General features: G+C 75.0%; 6 protein-coding genes. All 6 read right to left on the bottom strand.

Features of this window, described 5'->3' with window-relative positions:
* From IE317_RS01110 to IE317_RS01085, 6 genes are read right to left on the bottom strand one after another with little or no spacing between them, the layout of a single operon-like run.
* Window positions 1-1,032 carry an ornithine cyclodeaminase gene (locus IE317_RS01110; RefSeq protein ID WP_229902398.1) on the bottom strand — a complete coding sequence of 344 codons (1,032 nt, stop codon included), beginning with the start codon at window positions 1,030-1,032 and terminating at the stop codon, window positions 1-3.
* Window positions 1,029-1,943 (bottom strand): ornithine carbamoyltransferase, encoded by a 915-nt coding sequence (locus IE317_RS01105; protein WP_191306120.1) that lies wholly within the window; start codon window positions 1,941-1,943, stop codon window positions 1,029-1,031. Before IE317_RS01105 ends, IE317_RS01110 begins: the two co-directional genes overlap by 4 nt.
* Before the next feature lie 10 nt (window positions 1,944-1,953).
* Complete coding sequence (sbnA, locus tag IE317_RS01100; RefSeq protein ID WP_229902397.1) at window positions 1,954-2,943, bottom strand: 2,3-diaminopropionate biosynthesis protein SbnA; 990 nt, start codon at window positions 2,941-2,943, stop codon at window positions 1,954-1,956.
* Window positions 2,930-3,856, bottom strand: a complete 927-nt coding sequence (locus tag IE317_RS01095) for a threonine ammonia-lyase (RefSeq protein ID WP_191306119.1) — start codon at window positions 3,854-3,856, stop codon at window positions 2,930-2,932. The genes sbnA and IE317_RS01095 overlap by 14 nt, the downstream gene beginning before the upstream one ends.
* A 5-nt stretch (window positions 3,857-3,861) precedes the next feature.
* Window positions 3,862-10,740: a non-ribosomal peptide synthetase/MFS transporter gene (locus IE317_RS01090; protein ID WP_191306118.1), complete on the bottom strand. Its 6,879-nt coding sequence runs from the start codon at window positions 10,738-10,740 to the stop codon at window positions 3,862-3,864.
* The gene (locus IE317_RS01085; protein WP_191306117.1) at window positions 10,737-15,773 is read right to left on the bottom strand and encodes a non-ribosomal peptide synthetase; all 5,037 of its coding nucleotides are present in this window, start codon (window positions 15,771-15,773) and stop codon (window positions 10,737-10,739) included. The genes IE317_RS01090 and IE317_RS01085 overlap by 4 nt, the downstream gene beginning before the upstream one ends.
* Between the last annotated feature and the right edge of the window lie 92 nt (window positions 15,774-15,865).

Genomic DNA, 15,865 nt, shown 5'->3' with positions numbered 1-15,865 from the left:
TCAGCCGAGGTGGACGGCCGTCCCGAGCCCGCTGCGCCGGGCCTGTTCCGCGACAGCGGCGTAGAGGGCGACGTCCAGGACGCCCATGCCGAACGGGTTGAGCACCACGAACGGGTGGGCGACACCGCGGGCTTGGTAGCGGCCGGTGAGCAGGCCGCCGAGGGTGGCGTCGATCGGGCGCGCCGGGCCGCCGGGGCGGCTGATCCGGCCGGCGGCCATCAGGCGGCCGAGGGGACGGCGGGGGTTGTCGGCGACCAGGTCGAGGTCGTCGACGTACACCGCGGCCGCCTCGAGGAACACCGCGTCGGTGAGGTCGCCGAGGGACACGTTGACCAGCAGGGCGCCCGGCCGTGCCCAGTCGGGCTCGGCGTAGCCGTCGTCGGCGGTGGTGGTGAACACCGCGATCTCGGCGGCCGACACCGCGGCCCGCGCGGAGTCGTGCACCGTCACCTCCGGTCCCGGGAGGGCGGCGGCCAGCGCGGCCGCCACTTCCGGCGACCGGTCGTACAGCGCCACCGTCCGCAGCCCGGGCAGGCGGCGGGCCAGCAGGAGTGCGTGCATCCGGCCCTGGGCACCGCAGCCGACGACGGCCAGTGACCGCGCCTCCGCGTAGCCGGCGGCGTCGATCCCGGCCGCGCTGACGGCGGCGGTGCGGACGGCGCTGAGCAGGCCGGCCTCCATGATCGTGGTGATGCGCGCGGTTTCCGGGTCGAAGGACAGGCCGAGCCCGCCCGCGCGTTCCAGGCCGGCCGCGGGGTTGGACACGCTCGCGTTGATGATCTTCATGCCGTAGTGCGACCGCACCGCGCCCGGCATGCCGATCGACCGCGTGTAGGCGCCGTGCGAGTTTTCCCAGCGCAGGTACGCCTCGGCGGGCAGCACGGTGGCACCTCGGTCGTGGTCTTCCAGGGTGGCGCGGACGACGTCGACGGGGTCGAAGCCGGCCAGGCACCGCCGGACGTCGTCCCGGGACAGCAGGGTGACCTCGCCCGCGCCGGCCAGCCCGGTGGCTGCTTCGTCGAACCAGGTCACGAGCGGCACCATTCCAGCGCCGCCATCGCGGAGTACAGCTTGTTCTCCGCCTGGGCGAAGGCGAGGCTGTGCGGGCCGTCGAGCACCTCGGTGGTGACTTCTTCGCCGCGGTGGGCGGGCAGGTCGTGCAGGAACACCGCGCCGGGGCTGGTCCGCCACAGCTGCGTCGTCACCTGGAACGGCGCGAAGAGCTTGCGCCAGTCGGGGTCGGGTTTGGTCGTGCCGGTCGTCTCCCACCGGGTGGTGTAGACGACGTCGACGCCGTCCGGCACGTCTTCCGGGTCGTGGAGCTCCACAATGGAGGCTCCGCTGCGGATCGCGTGGGCCTGGGCCCTGGCCAGCACGTCCGCGGTGAGGCCGTACCCGGGTGGGGTGCGCAGGTGCAGTTCGGCGCCGGGGAACCGGCTCAGCGCCAGTGCGAGCGCGGCCGCCGAGTTGTTGCCTTCGCCGAGGTAGAGCACGCGGAGCCCGTCGACGCGCCCGAACCGGCGGACCAGGGTGGTCAGGTCGGCCAGGGCCTGGGTCGGGTGCTCGTCCTCGCTCATGGCGTTGATCACCGCCATCCGGTCCTGCGCGGCGAGGGTCCGCAGTTCGGCCGGGTCGGCGGCGGTGCGGGCCACCAGGACGTCGAGCATCGAGGACAGCACCCGGCCGGTGTCCTCGATGGTTTCGCCGGTGTTGGTCTGCAGGTCGCCGGGACCGTAGGCGATGATCTGCGCGCCCAGCCGCAGCGCGCCGGCGGAGAACGCGGTGCGGGTGCGGGTGGAGGTCTTGCGGAAGTGGATGCCGACGACGTCGCCGCGCAGCGACGTTCCCGCCGAGCGCGGCCGTTCGGCCAGCTGGGCGGCCCGGCGCACGATGGCCCGCAGATCGTCGTCGGCGAGGTCGTCCAGCGAGATGAGATGACGCACGAAAAGCTCCTCAGGGAAGGGCCGCGAGCGCGCGGGACGCGGGAGCGGGCAGCTCGCCGAAGTGTTCGCGCACCCAGTGGTCGGAGTAGATGGTGTCGAGGTACCGGTTGCCGTCGTCGGGGAAGACGAGCACGCACACCGAGCCCGCCGGGATGCGGTCCCGCAGCTTCCCCAGTGCGGCGACGGTCGCGCCCGAGGAACCGCCCGCGAGGATTGCTTCGCGGGCCACGAGGTCGCGGCAGGCACGCACGCACTCGAGGTCGGTCACGTGGACCACCTCGCGCACGGCGGAGGGGTCCACCAGCGGCGGGCGCCGCCCGGCGCCGTGCCCGGGCAGCAGCCGTCCCTCGGTCGGGACGTGGAAGATCGCGCTGCCGGCGGCATCGACCGCGACGAGTTCGGTGGTGAGCCCGTGCCGCCGGATGTAGTCCGCGCAGCCGCGCATGGTGCCGCCGGTGCTGACCGAGCAGAACAGGTAGTCGACGCGGCCGTCGAGAGCATCGGCGATCTCGCGCATGGTCTGCTCGTGCGCCGCGGGGTTGAGCGGGTTGGCGTACTGATCGGGCCAGAAGGCGTCCGGCAGCTGCGCGAGCAGCTCGCGCACCCGGGCGATCCGGGCGCCGAGCAGATCGCCGTCCACCGGCTCGGTGACCAGTTCGACGGTGGCGCCGTAGGCCCGCAGGAGCGCGATCGTCTGGGCGGTCGTGCGGGTGTCGACGACGCAGACGAGGTCGAGCCCGAAGTAGGCGCACAGCTGGGCCAGGCCGACGCCGAGGTTGCCCGACGTGGACTCGACCACGACCGAGCGGCCCGGCACCAGCGCGCCCGCGCGCAGCGCGCCCTGCAGCATGTGCAGCGCGGTCCGGTCCTTGACGCTGCCGCCGGGGTTGAACTTCTCCATCTTCGCGAAGACACGCAGGCCCTTGCCGATCCGGTCCAGGGCGACCAGGGGCGTGCCGCCGATGGTCGCGAGCACCCCGCCGATTTCAGCCGTGCTCAACGGACACCCGCTCTCTGCTCGGGGCGGCGACGTTCCCGCCGGAAACGATGGCGACCACGGGCCCGGCGACCCGCCCGGTCAGGTGCGCGGCGGTGGCCACCGCGCCGCTCGGTTCGGCGAGCACGCCGAACGACTCGAGCAGGAACGCCTGCGCGGCCACGATGTCGTCCTCGCCGACGGTGACGATGTCGTCGACCAGCGCCCGGATGTGCTGCCAGGCCAGTTCGCCCAGCACCGGGGCCCGCAGCCCGTCGGCGATCGTGCGGTAGGTCCGGGCGACCGGCCAGCGCACGAGCCGTCCGGTCCGCAGCGACTCGGCGGCGTCGGCGGCCAGTGCGGGCTCGACCCCGACGACCCGCGTCCCCGGGGACAGGGCCTTGACCGCGACGGCGACACCGGCGAGCAGGCCGCCGTTGCAGACCGGCACCAGCACGGTGCCGGCGGACGGCAGGTCCCGGACGATCTCCGCGCCGACCGTGCCGTGCCCGGCGATCACGGCGAAGTCGGCCGAGCCGACCAACGCCGCGCCGGTGCTCGCCAGCAGCTCGGCCGTCGCCGGTTCCCGGCGCGCGGGCGGCACGATGACCACTTCGGCGCCCAGCGCCCGCACGGCGTCGACCTTGTGCGCGGGTGCGGTGTCGGGCAGGACCACGGTGGCGCGCAGGCCGTGGCGGGCCGCGGCGTAGGCGATGGCCCGCCCGTGGTTGCCCGAGGACTGGGCGAGCACGTGCTGTCGTCCGGACAGGCGCGCCACGGCGTTGAGCGCGCCGCGGACCTTGAAAGACCCGGTCCGCTGCCGGTTCTCCGGTTTGATCCACAGGCTGCGGACCGGCCCGGCCAGTTTCGTCGGCAGCAGCGACGGGCCGATCAGGGCCGCGGCCTCGGCGACGTCCGCTCCGGTCACCAGAGTCATCGCCGTCACCGCGCCAGCGCCCGGTCGGCGAGGGCCTGCACGCGGTCGAGGTCGGTGTCGACCTCGGCCGGTGGGGCGGCGTCCGGCAGCAGGACGTCGATGTCGCGCAGCCGCCGCCAGCGCAGCCCGAACCCGCCCCAGAGCATGAGGAAGAGGCCGGAGACCACCATCAGCGTGGCCGGGCCCAGCCGGTCGGACAACGCGCCCGCCGTCAGGTAGCCGAGCGGGGTCATCGCCGTCGCCAGCATGACGTTGATGGCGAGCACCCGGCCCTGCAGGTGCTGGCCGACCTTCGTCTGGATGATCGACAGCCAGTGCGCGTTGCCGATGCTCATGCAGGCCAGCCGCACGAACAGGCCCGCGCCGATAACGGCGGCCGACGGCCACGCGCCCATCAGCAGCACGCCGGCCCCCGACCCGATGACGAAGGCGATCATGCCGGTGGCGCGGCGTTTCGTGCCGCCCCAGAAGACCACCACGACCGCGCCCACGGCGGCCCCGATCCCGCCGGCGGCGCTGACCAGCCCGAGCTCGCCGGCCGACCCGACCGACAGCACGAGCGGCGTGATGACGACCCACATCAGCGCGGTGAAGTAGTTGACGACGGCGAAGTAGCCGACCATCGCCAGCAGCGGCTTGCGGCGCACCACGAACAGCAGCCCGCCGGTGAGTGCCTTCTTGAACGGCTCGTGCCGGGTGAAGAACAGCCGGTCCGGGAACCGCACGGCCACGAGCGTCCCGACACCGACGGCGAAGGTGGCCACATCGACCACGACCACCGAGGTCAGCCCGGACAAGCCCATCAGCAGGCCGCCGAGGATCGGCCCGAGGACGGTCCCGAGCCCGGCACCGATGTCGGCGAGCGCGTTGGCCTGCGGCAGGTACGGTTTCGGGACCAGCTGGGCGATGGCGGCCAGGTAGGCGGGCCGGTGGAACGCCGACGCCACCGACGTGACCCCGACGATCGCGCACACCGACCCCAGTTCGAGCCGGCCGACGGCGATGAGGACGGCGAGCGCGGCCATCGCGGCACCGGCGACGAGGTCGCAGGCGAGCAGGATGCGCCGCCGGTCGACCCGGTCGGCGAGCGCGCCGCCCACCGGGGTGAGCAGCATGGCCGGCACGCGGGCGAGCAGGACGACGAGGGCGAGGTCGAGCACCCGGCCGCTGCGCTGGTAGGCCCAGACGCCGAGGGCGAAGGAACTCAGCTCGTTGCCGATCATCGAGACGGCTTGCCCGCCGGCCACGGTGTAGAACGCGCGGAGGCCGCGCTTGGCGGCGACGGGCACGTCGTCGACGCGCGGCGGCAGGTGCCCGGCGGCCCAGCCGGCGAGCCGGGTCTTGAGCACCTCGGCGACTTCGGCGGCCTGGTGACGCAGGAAGTAGTGACCGGCCTTGGGGATGACGGCCAGCTCGACCCGGTCGGCGAACGCGCCCCATTCGCGGTGGCGTTCTTCGTAGAGCTCGGTCGCGGGATCGCTGGAGCCGACCACGCAGAGGATCGGCGCGGAGAGGAGGCCGGGGTGGCTCGGCTCGGCGGGGTGCCCGGCGGCCGGTGGTGGCTGCTCGGCGCTCGGCGAGGCCGGGGCGCGGTCGCTCGCCCCAGCAGGCCGCGGCCGCTCCCGGGCCAGTTCGCGCCCGAACCACGCCTGGGCCTGCTCCGCGTCATGCCGCAACCCGCGCAGCATGGCCGCACTGGCCCGCTCGTCCATGTCGTCGAGCAGGCCACCTCCGGCGCGCAGCGTGTCCCGGTACAGCCGGTCCGACACCCAGCGCTCCCGCGGGAACCGGCGCTGCCACCACGCCGACAGCCGGCCCGGCAGGCGCGCCGCCGGGAAGCTGCCCGCCACCACCACGCCGACCACCGGCCGGCCGTCGGCCTCCAAGCGGGCGGCCAGGGCCGTCGCGACCGCGGAACCCACGCAGTGCCCGTACAGGACGACCGGCCCGGTGACCGTCCGGCCGATCTCCTCGGCCAGCAGCGCCACGACCTCGTCGATCGACCGGAACTCCTCGTCCGGGCGCGCGACGTCGTGCCCGGGCAGCTCCACGGCCCGGACGTCGATCGCCGAACCGGCCAGTGCGTCGGCCAGCGGCCGGAACACCGCGGCCGAAGCGCCGCCGTAGGGCACGCAGATCAACGTCAGCTCCGCGGTCCCGGCGGGGGAGAGCTGGTGCAGCATGCCGCCGGTTTCCTCGCCCGCGTCGAGGTAGGCGGCCAGCTCGCGCACCGTCGGGTGCAGGAAGAGGTCGATGACCCGCAGCCGCTCGTCGAGCTTGCGCACCGCCCGGACCGCGGTGAACGAGTGCCCGCCGAGGGCGAAGAAGTCGTCGTCGGCGCCCACCCGGGGCACGTCGAGGACCTCTGCCCACACCGCGGCCACGCGCTGCTCCGACGGCGTCGCCAGGACGCCGCCGCCCTTCTTCTCCGCCACGGCAACCGGTTCCGGCGGGGCGGAAGCGGTGACCGTCACCACGGCGTCCACATCGGACAGCAGATCGGCGAGCAGGTGCCGGAAGTCGGCGACCACGCGCTCGGCCGTGCCGGGGTCGAACAGGTCGGTGCGGTAGGCGAGTTCGCCTTGGTAGTGGTCGCCTTCGTTGACCAGCACCATGCTCAGGTCGAACGTCACCCGCTCGGCCGCGGCCCCCAGCGTCGTGACCTCGAGTCCCGGGAACGCGGGCTCGGCGGCGGGCTCGTCGAGGACGTTGAGCAGGACCTGGAACAGCGGCGTGGCCGCCATCGTCCGGTCCGGGCGCAGCCGCTCGATGATCTGCTCCAGCGGGGTCTCGGCGTGGGCGAACGCGCCGAGCACGGTCTCCCGGACCCGCGCGACGAGTTGTCGCACCGTCGGGTCGCCGCCCAGGTCGGTGCGCAGCACCAGCGTGTTGACGAAACACCCGACGGTCGACTCGACGTCCGGATGGTGGCGGCCCGATTCCGGCACGCCGACCGCGACGTCGCCGGTGCGCGCGAGCCGGCCGAGCAGCACCTGCCAGCAGGCGAGGACGACCATGAACGGGGTGGCGCCCAGCTCGACGGCGACCCGCCGGATCGCCGCGGTGAGCGGGGCGTCCAGCGTGTACCGCACGTGCCCGCCGGACCAGTCGGCCACCGGCGGCCGGGGCCGGTCGGTGGGCAGGGCCAGCAGCGGCGGCAGCCCGGCCAGCCGCTCGCACCACCAGTCGAGGTCGGCGGTGCTGCTGCGGCCGGCCATCCAGGCGGCGTAGTCCGCGTACTGGACGCGGGCCGGCGCGAGCGTCCGGCCCGCGTAGGCGGCGGCCAGCTCGGCGCCGATGATGCCCCGCGACCAGTTGTCGGTGGCGATGTGGTGGACGGTGACCGCCAGGACGTGGTCGTCGGGGGCGACGCGGAACAGTTTGGCCCGCAACGGTGGCTCGCGGTCGAGAGCGAACGGCCGGTCCACTTCGGACAGCCAAGGCCCGGTGCCGTCGGCGTCCACGAGGGACACCGGGACGGACTCCTGTGGCACGGCCGTCGGCGTGCCGTCGCGCTCCTCGATCACGCTGCGCAGGACCACGTGCCGGGCCGCCACCTCCCGGACCGCCCGCAGCATCGCCTCGGCGTCCAACGGGCCGCGCAGCCGCAGCACCATGCCGCGGTTGTAGGCCGGGCCCGGCTCCAGCAGGTCCAGGAACCACAGCCGCGCCTGCGCCGAGGACAGCGGCGCGGGCGCCTCCGGGTCGGGGCGCACCGGGATGGGCGCGCCGCCGAACGCCCCGCCCGCGCCGGACTCCAGCGCGGCGGCGAGGTCGGCCAGGACCGGGTACTCGAACACCGTCCGGACGGCGACGTCCCGGCGCAGCGCCTCGCTCAGCCGCCCGGCCACGCGGACCGCGGCGAAGGACTGGCCGCCGACGGCGAAGAAGTCGTCGTCGGCGCCGACCTCGACCACGTCGAGGACGTCGGCCCAGATCCGCGCCACCAGCCGTTCCGCCGGGGTGGCGACCGGGCGCCGCACCGCGGGTGCCGGGGCGGCCGCGTCCGGCAGCGCGGCCCGGTCGATCTTGCCGTTGGCGTTGAGCGGCAACCGGTCCAGCACCGTGAGCGAGGACGGCACGAGGTAGTCCGGCAGGCGGTCGCGCAGGGCCCGGCGCACGGCGGCGACGTCGAGCGCGGTGCCCGCTGCGGGGACCAGCCAGGCGGCGAGCCGGCGGTCGAGGCCCTCGCCGACCGGCAGCGCGACGGCTTCCGCGACCCCCTCGACGTCCCGCAAGGCGGCGGCGACCTCGCCGAGTTCGACGCGGTGGCCGCGCACCTTCACCTGGTCGTCGGCCCGGCCGCGGAACTCGACGGTGCCGTCGGCCCGCACCCGCAGCACGTCCCCGCTGCGGAAACAGCGCACGCCGGTGCCCAGCGGGTCGGGCCGGAACCGGGCGGCGGTCTGCGCGTCGTCACCGAGGTAGCCCCGGGTGATCTGCGGGCCGCCGATGAGCAGCTCGCCGGGCACACCCGGCGGCACGACCGTCCCGGTGTGGTCGACCAGGTGACCGACCACACCGGGCAGCGGCGTCCCGAGCGGCACGTACCCGGCCCGCTCGTGGCCGGGGATGGTGGCCACGTCGCAGGTCAGCGAGATCATCGTGCTTTCGGTGTGCCCGTAGTGGCTCTGCACGCGCAGCCCCGGCCGCGCCGCCTCCACGCGCTCGACGAGCGGCCACGGGCACGCTTCCCCGGCCAGGACCAGCAGCCGCCGCGGCAGCACCGCCGCGAGATCGCCGTGGCGTGCCAGCAGTTCGAGGTGGCTGGGCACGCACTTGAGCACGTCGACCGGGTGTTCGGCGACGTAGGCGGCGTAGGCCTCCGGGTCCATCGCGGTGTCCCGCTCGACCAGGTGCACCGTGCCGCCGGTGGTCAACGCGCCGTACACGCACGTCAGGCCGAAGTCCGCGGCCGGGGTGGAGACGACCGCGAACGACGCACCGGCGACGTCGCCGAGGCGCGGCAGCATGCCCGCCAGGTAGTGCGCGACGTTGCGGTGCTCGACCGCGACCCCCTTCGGCGCGCCCGTCGAACCCGACGTGAAGATCACGTGGATCAGCTGCCGGCCGTCGATGGTGACGTCCGGGCGGGTGCGAGGCTGCCCCGCGATCGCGTCGCCGACGGTCAGCACGCTCACACCGGGGACCTCGATCGGCAGCCCCGGCTCCGCGAGCAGGATCCGCGCCTTCGCCGTCCCCAGGATCGCGGCCACCCGCGCGGCCGGGTACGTCGTGTCCATCGGCAGGTAGGCCCCGCCCGCCTTCATGATGCCGAGCACCGCGCAGGCGACGTCGGTGCCCTGCTCCAGCAGGATCCCGACCGGCTCGTCCGCGCGCACGCCCAGCGCCCGCAGCCGGTGGGCCAGCATGTTCGCGCGTTCGTCGAGCTCGCGGTAGGTCAGCGCGCCGGTGGCGCCGACGACGGCGACCGCGTCCGGGTACCGGTCGACGGCCCGCTCGATGAGCACCGGCACCGGAACCGGCTCGGTCCCGTCCGGTTCCGGGCCGGCCAGCACCGGGCCGGTCACGGTTTCGAGCGGCACGTCGGCGACCGGCCGGTCGAGGTCCGCGGTGACGCCGTCGAGCAGGGCCACGAACCACCGGCCGATCCGCTCGGCCGTGCCGGCGTCGAACAGGTCGGTGCGGAACGCCAGCCCGCCGCGGTAGCCACCGGCCACCCGCGACAGGGCGAGGCTGAGGTCGAACTTGACGCCCCGCACCGGCGTCGGCCGGACCCGCACCCCCAGCCCGGGCAGCGCGGGCTCGCCCGGCGGGTCGTCGAGGACGTTCAGCATAACCTGGAACACCGGCGAGGCGCCGAGGCTCCGCTTCGGGGCGACGCGTTCGACGATCCGCTCGAAGGTGACGTCCGGGTGCGCGAAGGCGTCGAGCACGGTGTCCCGGGCGGCGGCGAGCAGGCTGCGTCCGGTGGTGACGCCGGAGAGGTCGGTGCGCAGCACGAGCGTGTCGACGAAGCAGCCGACGACGCGGTCGGCCTCCGGTCCCCGCCCCGATCCGGGCACGCCGACGGCGATGTCACCGGTGCCGGCCAGCCGCGAGAGCAGCGCCTGCCAGCAGGCCAGCAGCACCACGAACGGCGTGCAGCCGGTCGCGCGGCCGACCTCCTCCAGCCGCGCGGTGAGTCCGGCCGGCACCGCGACGGCGACCTCCGCGCCTTCGTCGGTGGCCACGACCGGGCGGGGCCGGTCGGTCGGCAGTTCCAGCAGCGGCGGCAGCCCGGCCAGCCGCTCGCACCACCAGTCCAGGTCGTCCTCGGACGGGGCCGAGGCGACATCGGCGTACTGGCGGGCCGGCGGTTCGGGAGCGGGGCGCGCGCCGAGCCGCGCTGCGTAACCGGCGGCGAGGTCGTCGAGGACCACCGTGGTGGAGTCCGCGTCCATGGCGATGTGGTGGAACGTCAGCGCCAGGACGTGGTGGTCCGCGGCGAGCCGGAACAGGGTGGCCCGCATCGGCGGCTCGTCCGCCAGGGCGAAGGGCTTCTCCGCCTCGGCGGCGAGCGCGGCCTCGAGCTCATCGGTCCCGACGTCCACAGTGGACACCGGGACCCGGGCGGCGGGGACCGGGCAGGCGCGGGGCTCGCCGTCGATCTCCCGGTACACGCTGCGCAGCACGGTGTGCCGCTCCGCGACATCGCGGACCGCCGCCAGCAGGGCCACGGTGTCGGCCGGTCCGGTCAGCTCCAGCGCGACCGGGATGTTGTAGGCGTGCCCGGCGGGTTCGAACCGGGACAGGAACCACAGCCGAGCCTGGGCCGAGGAGAGTTTCGCCGGGCGGGAGGCGGTCGCGCGCAGGGCCGCGGCGGCCCGGGTTTCGAGGAGTTCCCGCACGCGCTGGGCGGGGGTGAGCACCGACTCGGTCATGCCGTGCCTCCGGTCGGGACGGCGTCGAGCGCCGCCAAGGCGAGGTTTTCCAGGCCGGCCGCGAAGTCGCGCAGGACCGGCCGGTCGAGCAGGGTGGCGGCCGGGATCGGGAACCCGAGAGCCTCACCGAGGCGGCCGGTGACCCCGGCCGCCTGCGCGGGTGTGCCGCCGAGGGCGCGGAAGTCGTCGAGCGCGCCGATCCGGGCCCGGCCGAGCACGTCGGCCCACACGGCCGCCACCAGCTCCTCGATCGCCCCTTCCACCAAGGGGGCACTTTCACGTGAAAGTGCCCCGGAGGGTGCCTCCGTGCCGCTTTCCCGGGAAAGTGCCCCTTCCGTGGCCAGGTGGGCGGTGAAGTCGGCGAGCACCGGGTGGTCGAAGAGGGCTCGGACGGTGATCCGGCGGCCCAGCCGCTCGTGCAGCAGCCCGACCGCCCGCGTCGCCGCCAGTGACCGGCCGCCGAGGGCGAAGAAGTCGCTGTCCGGACCGAGCTCGCCGACGTCCAGGCAGGCTCGCCAGACTTCGGCGACCACTGCCTGGGCCGGGGTCAGCGGCGCGGCCGGAGCCGGGCGCGCCGCCGGGATCGGGGCGAGGGCGCGCCGGTCGAGTTTCCCGTTGGGCAGCACCGGAAGTGCGTCCATCGTGGCCCACCGGGTCGGCACCATGTACCCGGGCAGCAGCCGCCGCACCTGCCGTTCGGCGGCCACCGCGTCGGCCGAGGCGGGCGTGAGATAGCCGGCGAGGTAGGTGTCCTCGACCACCGCCACGGCGGCGTCGGCGATTCCGGGCTGCGCCCGCAGGACCGCCTCGACTTCGCCGAGCTCGAACCGGTTGCCGCGGACCTTCACCTGGTCGTCGGCACGGCCGAGGAACTCGAGGGTGCCCTCCGGGCGCCACCGGACCAGATCGCCGGTGCGGTACCAGCCGCCGGTGAACGCCGCCGCCGTCAGCTCCGGCCGCCCGCGGTACCCGCGGGCGACACCGGCGCCGCCGATCCACAGCTCGCCGATCGCTCCGGGCGGCGCCACGCGGCCGGCCTCGTCCCGCACGGACAGGCGCGTCCCCGGCGTCGGCGCACCCAGCGGCACCCGGGCGTCGGTGACGCGGTGCGCGGTCGCCGCCACCGTCGTCTCGGTGGGCCCGTACCCGTTCCACAGCTCGCCGACCAGCGGACGCACCCGGGCAGCGAGCTCGGCGTCGAGCACCTCACCGCCCAGCAGCAGCCGCAGTGCGGGATCGCCGGTCCAGCCGGCGGCCAGGAGCATCCGCAGGCTCGTCGGGGTCAGGTCGGCGACGGTGACGCCGGTCTTGGTGAGCCACTGCCCGAGCTGGTGCCCGTCGACGGCGGTGTCCCGGTCGGCGACGACGCAGCGCGCGCCGGTCGCCAGTGGCCACCACAGCTCCTCCACGGACACGTCGAAGGCCAGCGGCGCGATCGCGGCCATCGCGTCGTCACGCCGCAGGCCGTGGCTCAGCGTGCGGGACCGGACGAAGGCGTGCAGGTTCGCGTGGGTGACTTCGACGCCTTTCGGCCGTCCCGTCGAGCCCGAGGTGGAGAGCACGTAGGCGAGGGCGTCACCACCCGGAACCGCCGGCTCGGCGGGCGGGGCGTCGTCGCCGGCGTCGACGAGCACGGCGTCCGGCATCGCCGCGACGACCTCCGCCGCGGTGTTCCGGGCGACGCCGTGGGTGAGGACGACCCGCACACCGGCCTCGGCGGCGAGCTGGACCAGCCGCCGCGCCGGCTGGTCCGGCTCGAGCGGCAGGTAGGCCGCTGCGGCCCGCCACACCCCCAGCAGGGTGGCGGGCAGGTGTTCGTCGCGCGGCAGGCACACGCCGACCGCGTCACCGGCGCGGACCCCCGCGGCGACCAGGGCGCCGGCGACCCGATCGGCGTGCCGGACCAGCTCGGCGTACGTCAGCTGCCCGTCCACGGTGGACACCGCGACCGCGTCCGGGGTCAGCTCGGCGTGCCGCAGGACCGCCTCCGGCACGCTCGCCGTCTCGGCTGCCGGCAGTTCGGGGCCCGTTCCCCAAGCTTCCAGCTGCGCCCGTTCGTCGTCGGCGACCAAGTCCAGAGTGGACAAGGTTATGTCCGGCGTGGACAGTGCGGTGCGGAGAACGTGCAGCAGGGACTGGGAGAACCACTGTGCGCGTGCGGGGGAGAGCAGGTCCGGATCGTGCTCGACGATCAGCTCGCCGCCGTCGGCGTGTTCGTTGACGAAGACGGTCAGCGGGGTGTGGCTGCCGCCGGTCGGCAGCTCGCCGAGCAGGTCGAGACGGACTCCGGGGCCGGGCACCGACACCGGCAGCCCGGCCGGCTGGACGGCGAGCGAGACCGGGGTGAGCGGCATCCCGGCGGGCCGGTCGCCGCCCCACAGCCGGGTCAGCTCGCCGGTCGGCAGGCCGCGGTGGTCGATCGCCCGGGCCGTCGTGGTCATCGCCGCGCGCAGCAGGTCGCGGAACGTCATGTCCGCGGTGAGCCGCAACCGGACCGGGAGCACGTCGACCAGGGGCCCGACGGTGTGTTCGAGTTCCGGCCGGTCCCGCTGGGCCGCGGCCGTGCCGAGCAGGACGTCGGAGGTGCGCCCGAGCTCGCCGACCAGGACGCCGAGCGCCGCCAGGTACACCGCGAACGGCGTGACACCGGCCGACTCGGCCAGCGCGCGGACCGACGAGCGCAGCGAATCGGGCAGCGGGCTGATGATCCGGTCGCCGAGGAACCGGTGGCCGGCGCGGTCGAACAGGGCGTCCGGCGGGGTGGCCCCGGCCAGTTCGCGGGCCCAGTACCGCTCCCGGTCCGGCCGGGCGAGGGCACGTTCCCGCACGGCGATCTCGCCGACCTGCGCCGGGGTGCCGTCCGGCACGACCCCGGCGAGTTCCGCCATCAGGACGCCGATCGAAAAGCCGTCGGTGGCGATGTGGTCGGAGACGACGACCAGGTCGGTGACGTCGCCGGCCAGCCGGAGCACGGTGATCCGCAGCAACGGCGTTTCGGCGGACAGGTCGAAGGCGTGCCGGGCCGCGGCGGCCGCGAGCTCGTCGGCCTGCGCGTGCTGCCCGGGGCGCAGGTCGTGCACGTCGATCGGCACCGGCGCCGGTTCGCCGATGACCACGGCCGGTTCGCCGTCGCGCTCCTGGATCGTCCCGCGCAGCGAGTGGTGCCGGACCACCACGGCGTCCGCCGCGGTCTGCAGGGCCGCCACGGAAAACGGGCCGTGCCACCGCAGCCGCCACGCGGCCGTCGTCGCGGTGCCCGTCGAGCCGAGCTGGGCGAGGGTCCACAGGTCGCGTTGGGTGTTGGTCAGCGGATGGCCGGCCCGCCCGGGATCGGGGACGGGCGCCGCGGCCGGTGCGATCGCCGCGGCCGCGTCCAGCCGCCGCGCGACGGCCGCCACCGTGCCGTCGGTCAGGAACTCTTCCAGCGTCACTTCGCGGCGCGCTTCCTCCCGCAGCCGCGCGACCGCCCGCGCCGCGGCGAGGGAATGCCCGCCGGAATCGCTGAACCGGTCCCGCACGCCGATCTCCGGCAGCCCGAACGCCGCCGCGACGACGGAAGCCACGAGCTGCTCGGTGGCCGTACCGGGCGCGACGTACCCGGTCGCGTCGTCGCGGTCGAACACCCACGCCGCCAGCGCGGCCCGGTCGGCCTTGCCGGTCGTGCCGAGCGGGATCGCATCCAGTACCGCGATCCGCGACGGGACCAGGTGCCCCGGCAGCCGCGCCCGCAGCCAGTCCCGCAGCCCGGCCTCGGTGAGCGGCTCCCCGGCCGGTTCGGCGAACCCGACGAGCCGCCGTTCCCCGGAGGCGTCGGCCGGCGCGAGCACCACGGCGTTGCCGACACCCGGATGCGTCAGCAGCGTCGCCTGCACCTGCCCCGGTTCGACGCGGAACCCGCGCACCTTGACCTGGTCGTCGGCCCGCCCGGCGAAGTGGTACACCCCGCCGTCGCGCCGGACGAGGTCACCGGTGCGGTAGTGCCGGACACCGGCTTCGTCGAGGACGTACTTGCGCGCGGTCAGCTCCGGCTGCCCGAGGTAGCCCCGGGTCACCAGCGTGCCGCTCACCCACAGCTCGCCCACCGCGCCGTCGCCGAGCGGGCGGCCCGCGTCGTCGCGCACGGAGAAGCCCGCGCCGGGCAGCGGCGTGCCGATCGGCGGGTCGGCCCGCCCGTCCCGGCCGACCTCGTGGCTCGAGCAGTTCACCGTGGCCTCGGTGGGGCCGTAGCAGTTGACGATCCGGCGCACGCCGGGGTTGCGGTACAGGCGGTCGACCAGCGAACGGCTCAGCGCCTCGCCCGCGATGGCCACGGTTCGCACCGACTCCGGCAGCGGCGTCCTGGCCAGCACCGCGAGCACCGACGGCACGCCCTGCACGAACGTCACCTCGTCGCGGGCCGCCAACCCGGGCAGGGCCAGCAGGTTCTCGGCGAGGATGACGCTGCCGCCGGTGACCAGCGGCGGGAAGATCTCCGCGACCGAGGCGTCGAAGCAGACCGAGGCCGCGCCGAGCACCCCGCGCAACTCGTCGTCGGAGTACGTGCCCGCGGCCCAGCGCAGCAACGTCAGCACGTTGCGGTGCTCCACCTCCACCCCCTTCGGGCGGCCGGTGGAGCCGGAGGTGTAGATGACGTAGGCGAGATCGCTCCCGATGCCCGCGACGCCGGGGGAGGAGGTCCGCGTCCCGTCGATGTCGCCGACGGCGAGCACGCCCGGCCCCGGCTCGTCCGCCACCACCAGGGTCAGGCCCGAGTCCTCGACGATCGCGGCGATCGACGCGGGAGGCGCGGCCGGGTCGAGCGGCACGTACGCGCAGCCCGCCTTCAGCACGCCCAGCAGCACCGGCACCAGCCACGGCCCGCGGCGCAGGCGCACCCCGACCAGGTCACCGCGGCGCAGCCCCCGGCCGAGGAGCGCGTGGGCCACCGCGTTGGCCGCCTCGTCCACTTCGGTGTAGCTCAGCCGGCGATCGCCGGCGACGACCGCACAGCGGTGCGGTGTCCTGTTCTTCTGCGCCTCGAAGGCGTCGTTCACCCGATCAGCAATGCCGAGATCTGCCCGCAACCCGCCGAACCTTTCACGCCCCAGTAGGTCCATCCGGACCTGCCGCGATTGAATCGGTGCCG

The sequence above is a fragment of the Amycolatopsis bullii genome (assembly GCF_014654205.1).
GTDB classification, from domain to species: Bacteria; Actinomycetota; Actinomycetes; order Mycobacteriales; family Pseudonocardiaceae; genus Amycolatopsis; species Amycolatopsis plumensis.
Note: the sequence above shows the minus strand (reverse complement) of the source record. Positions and strands in the feature narration are given on the sequence as shown.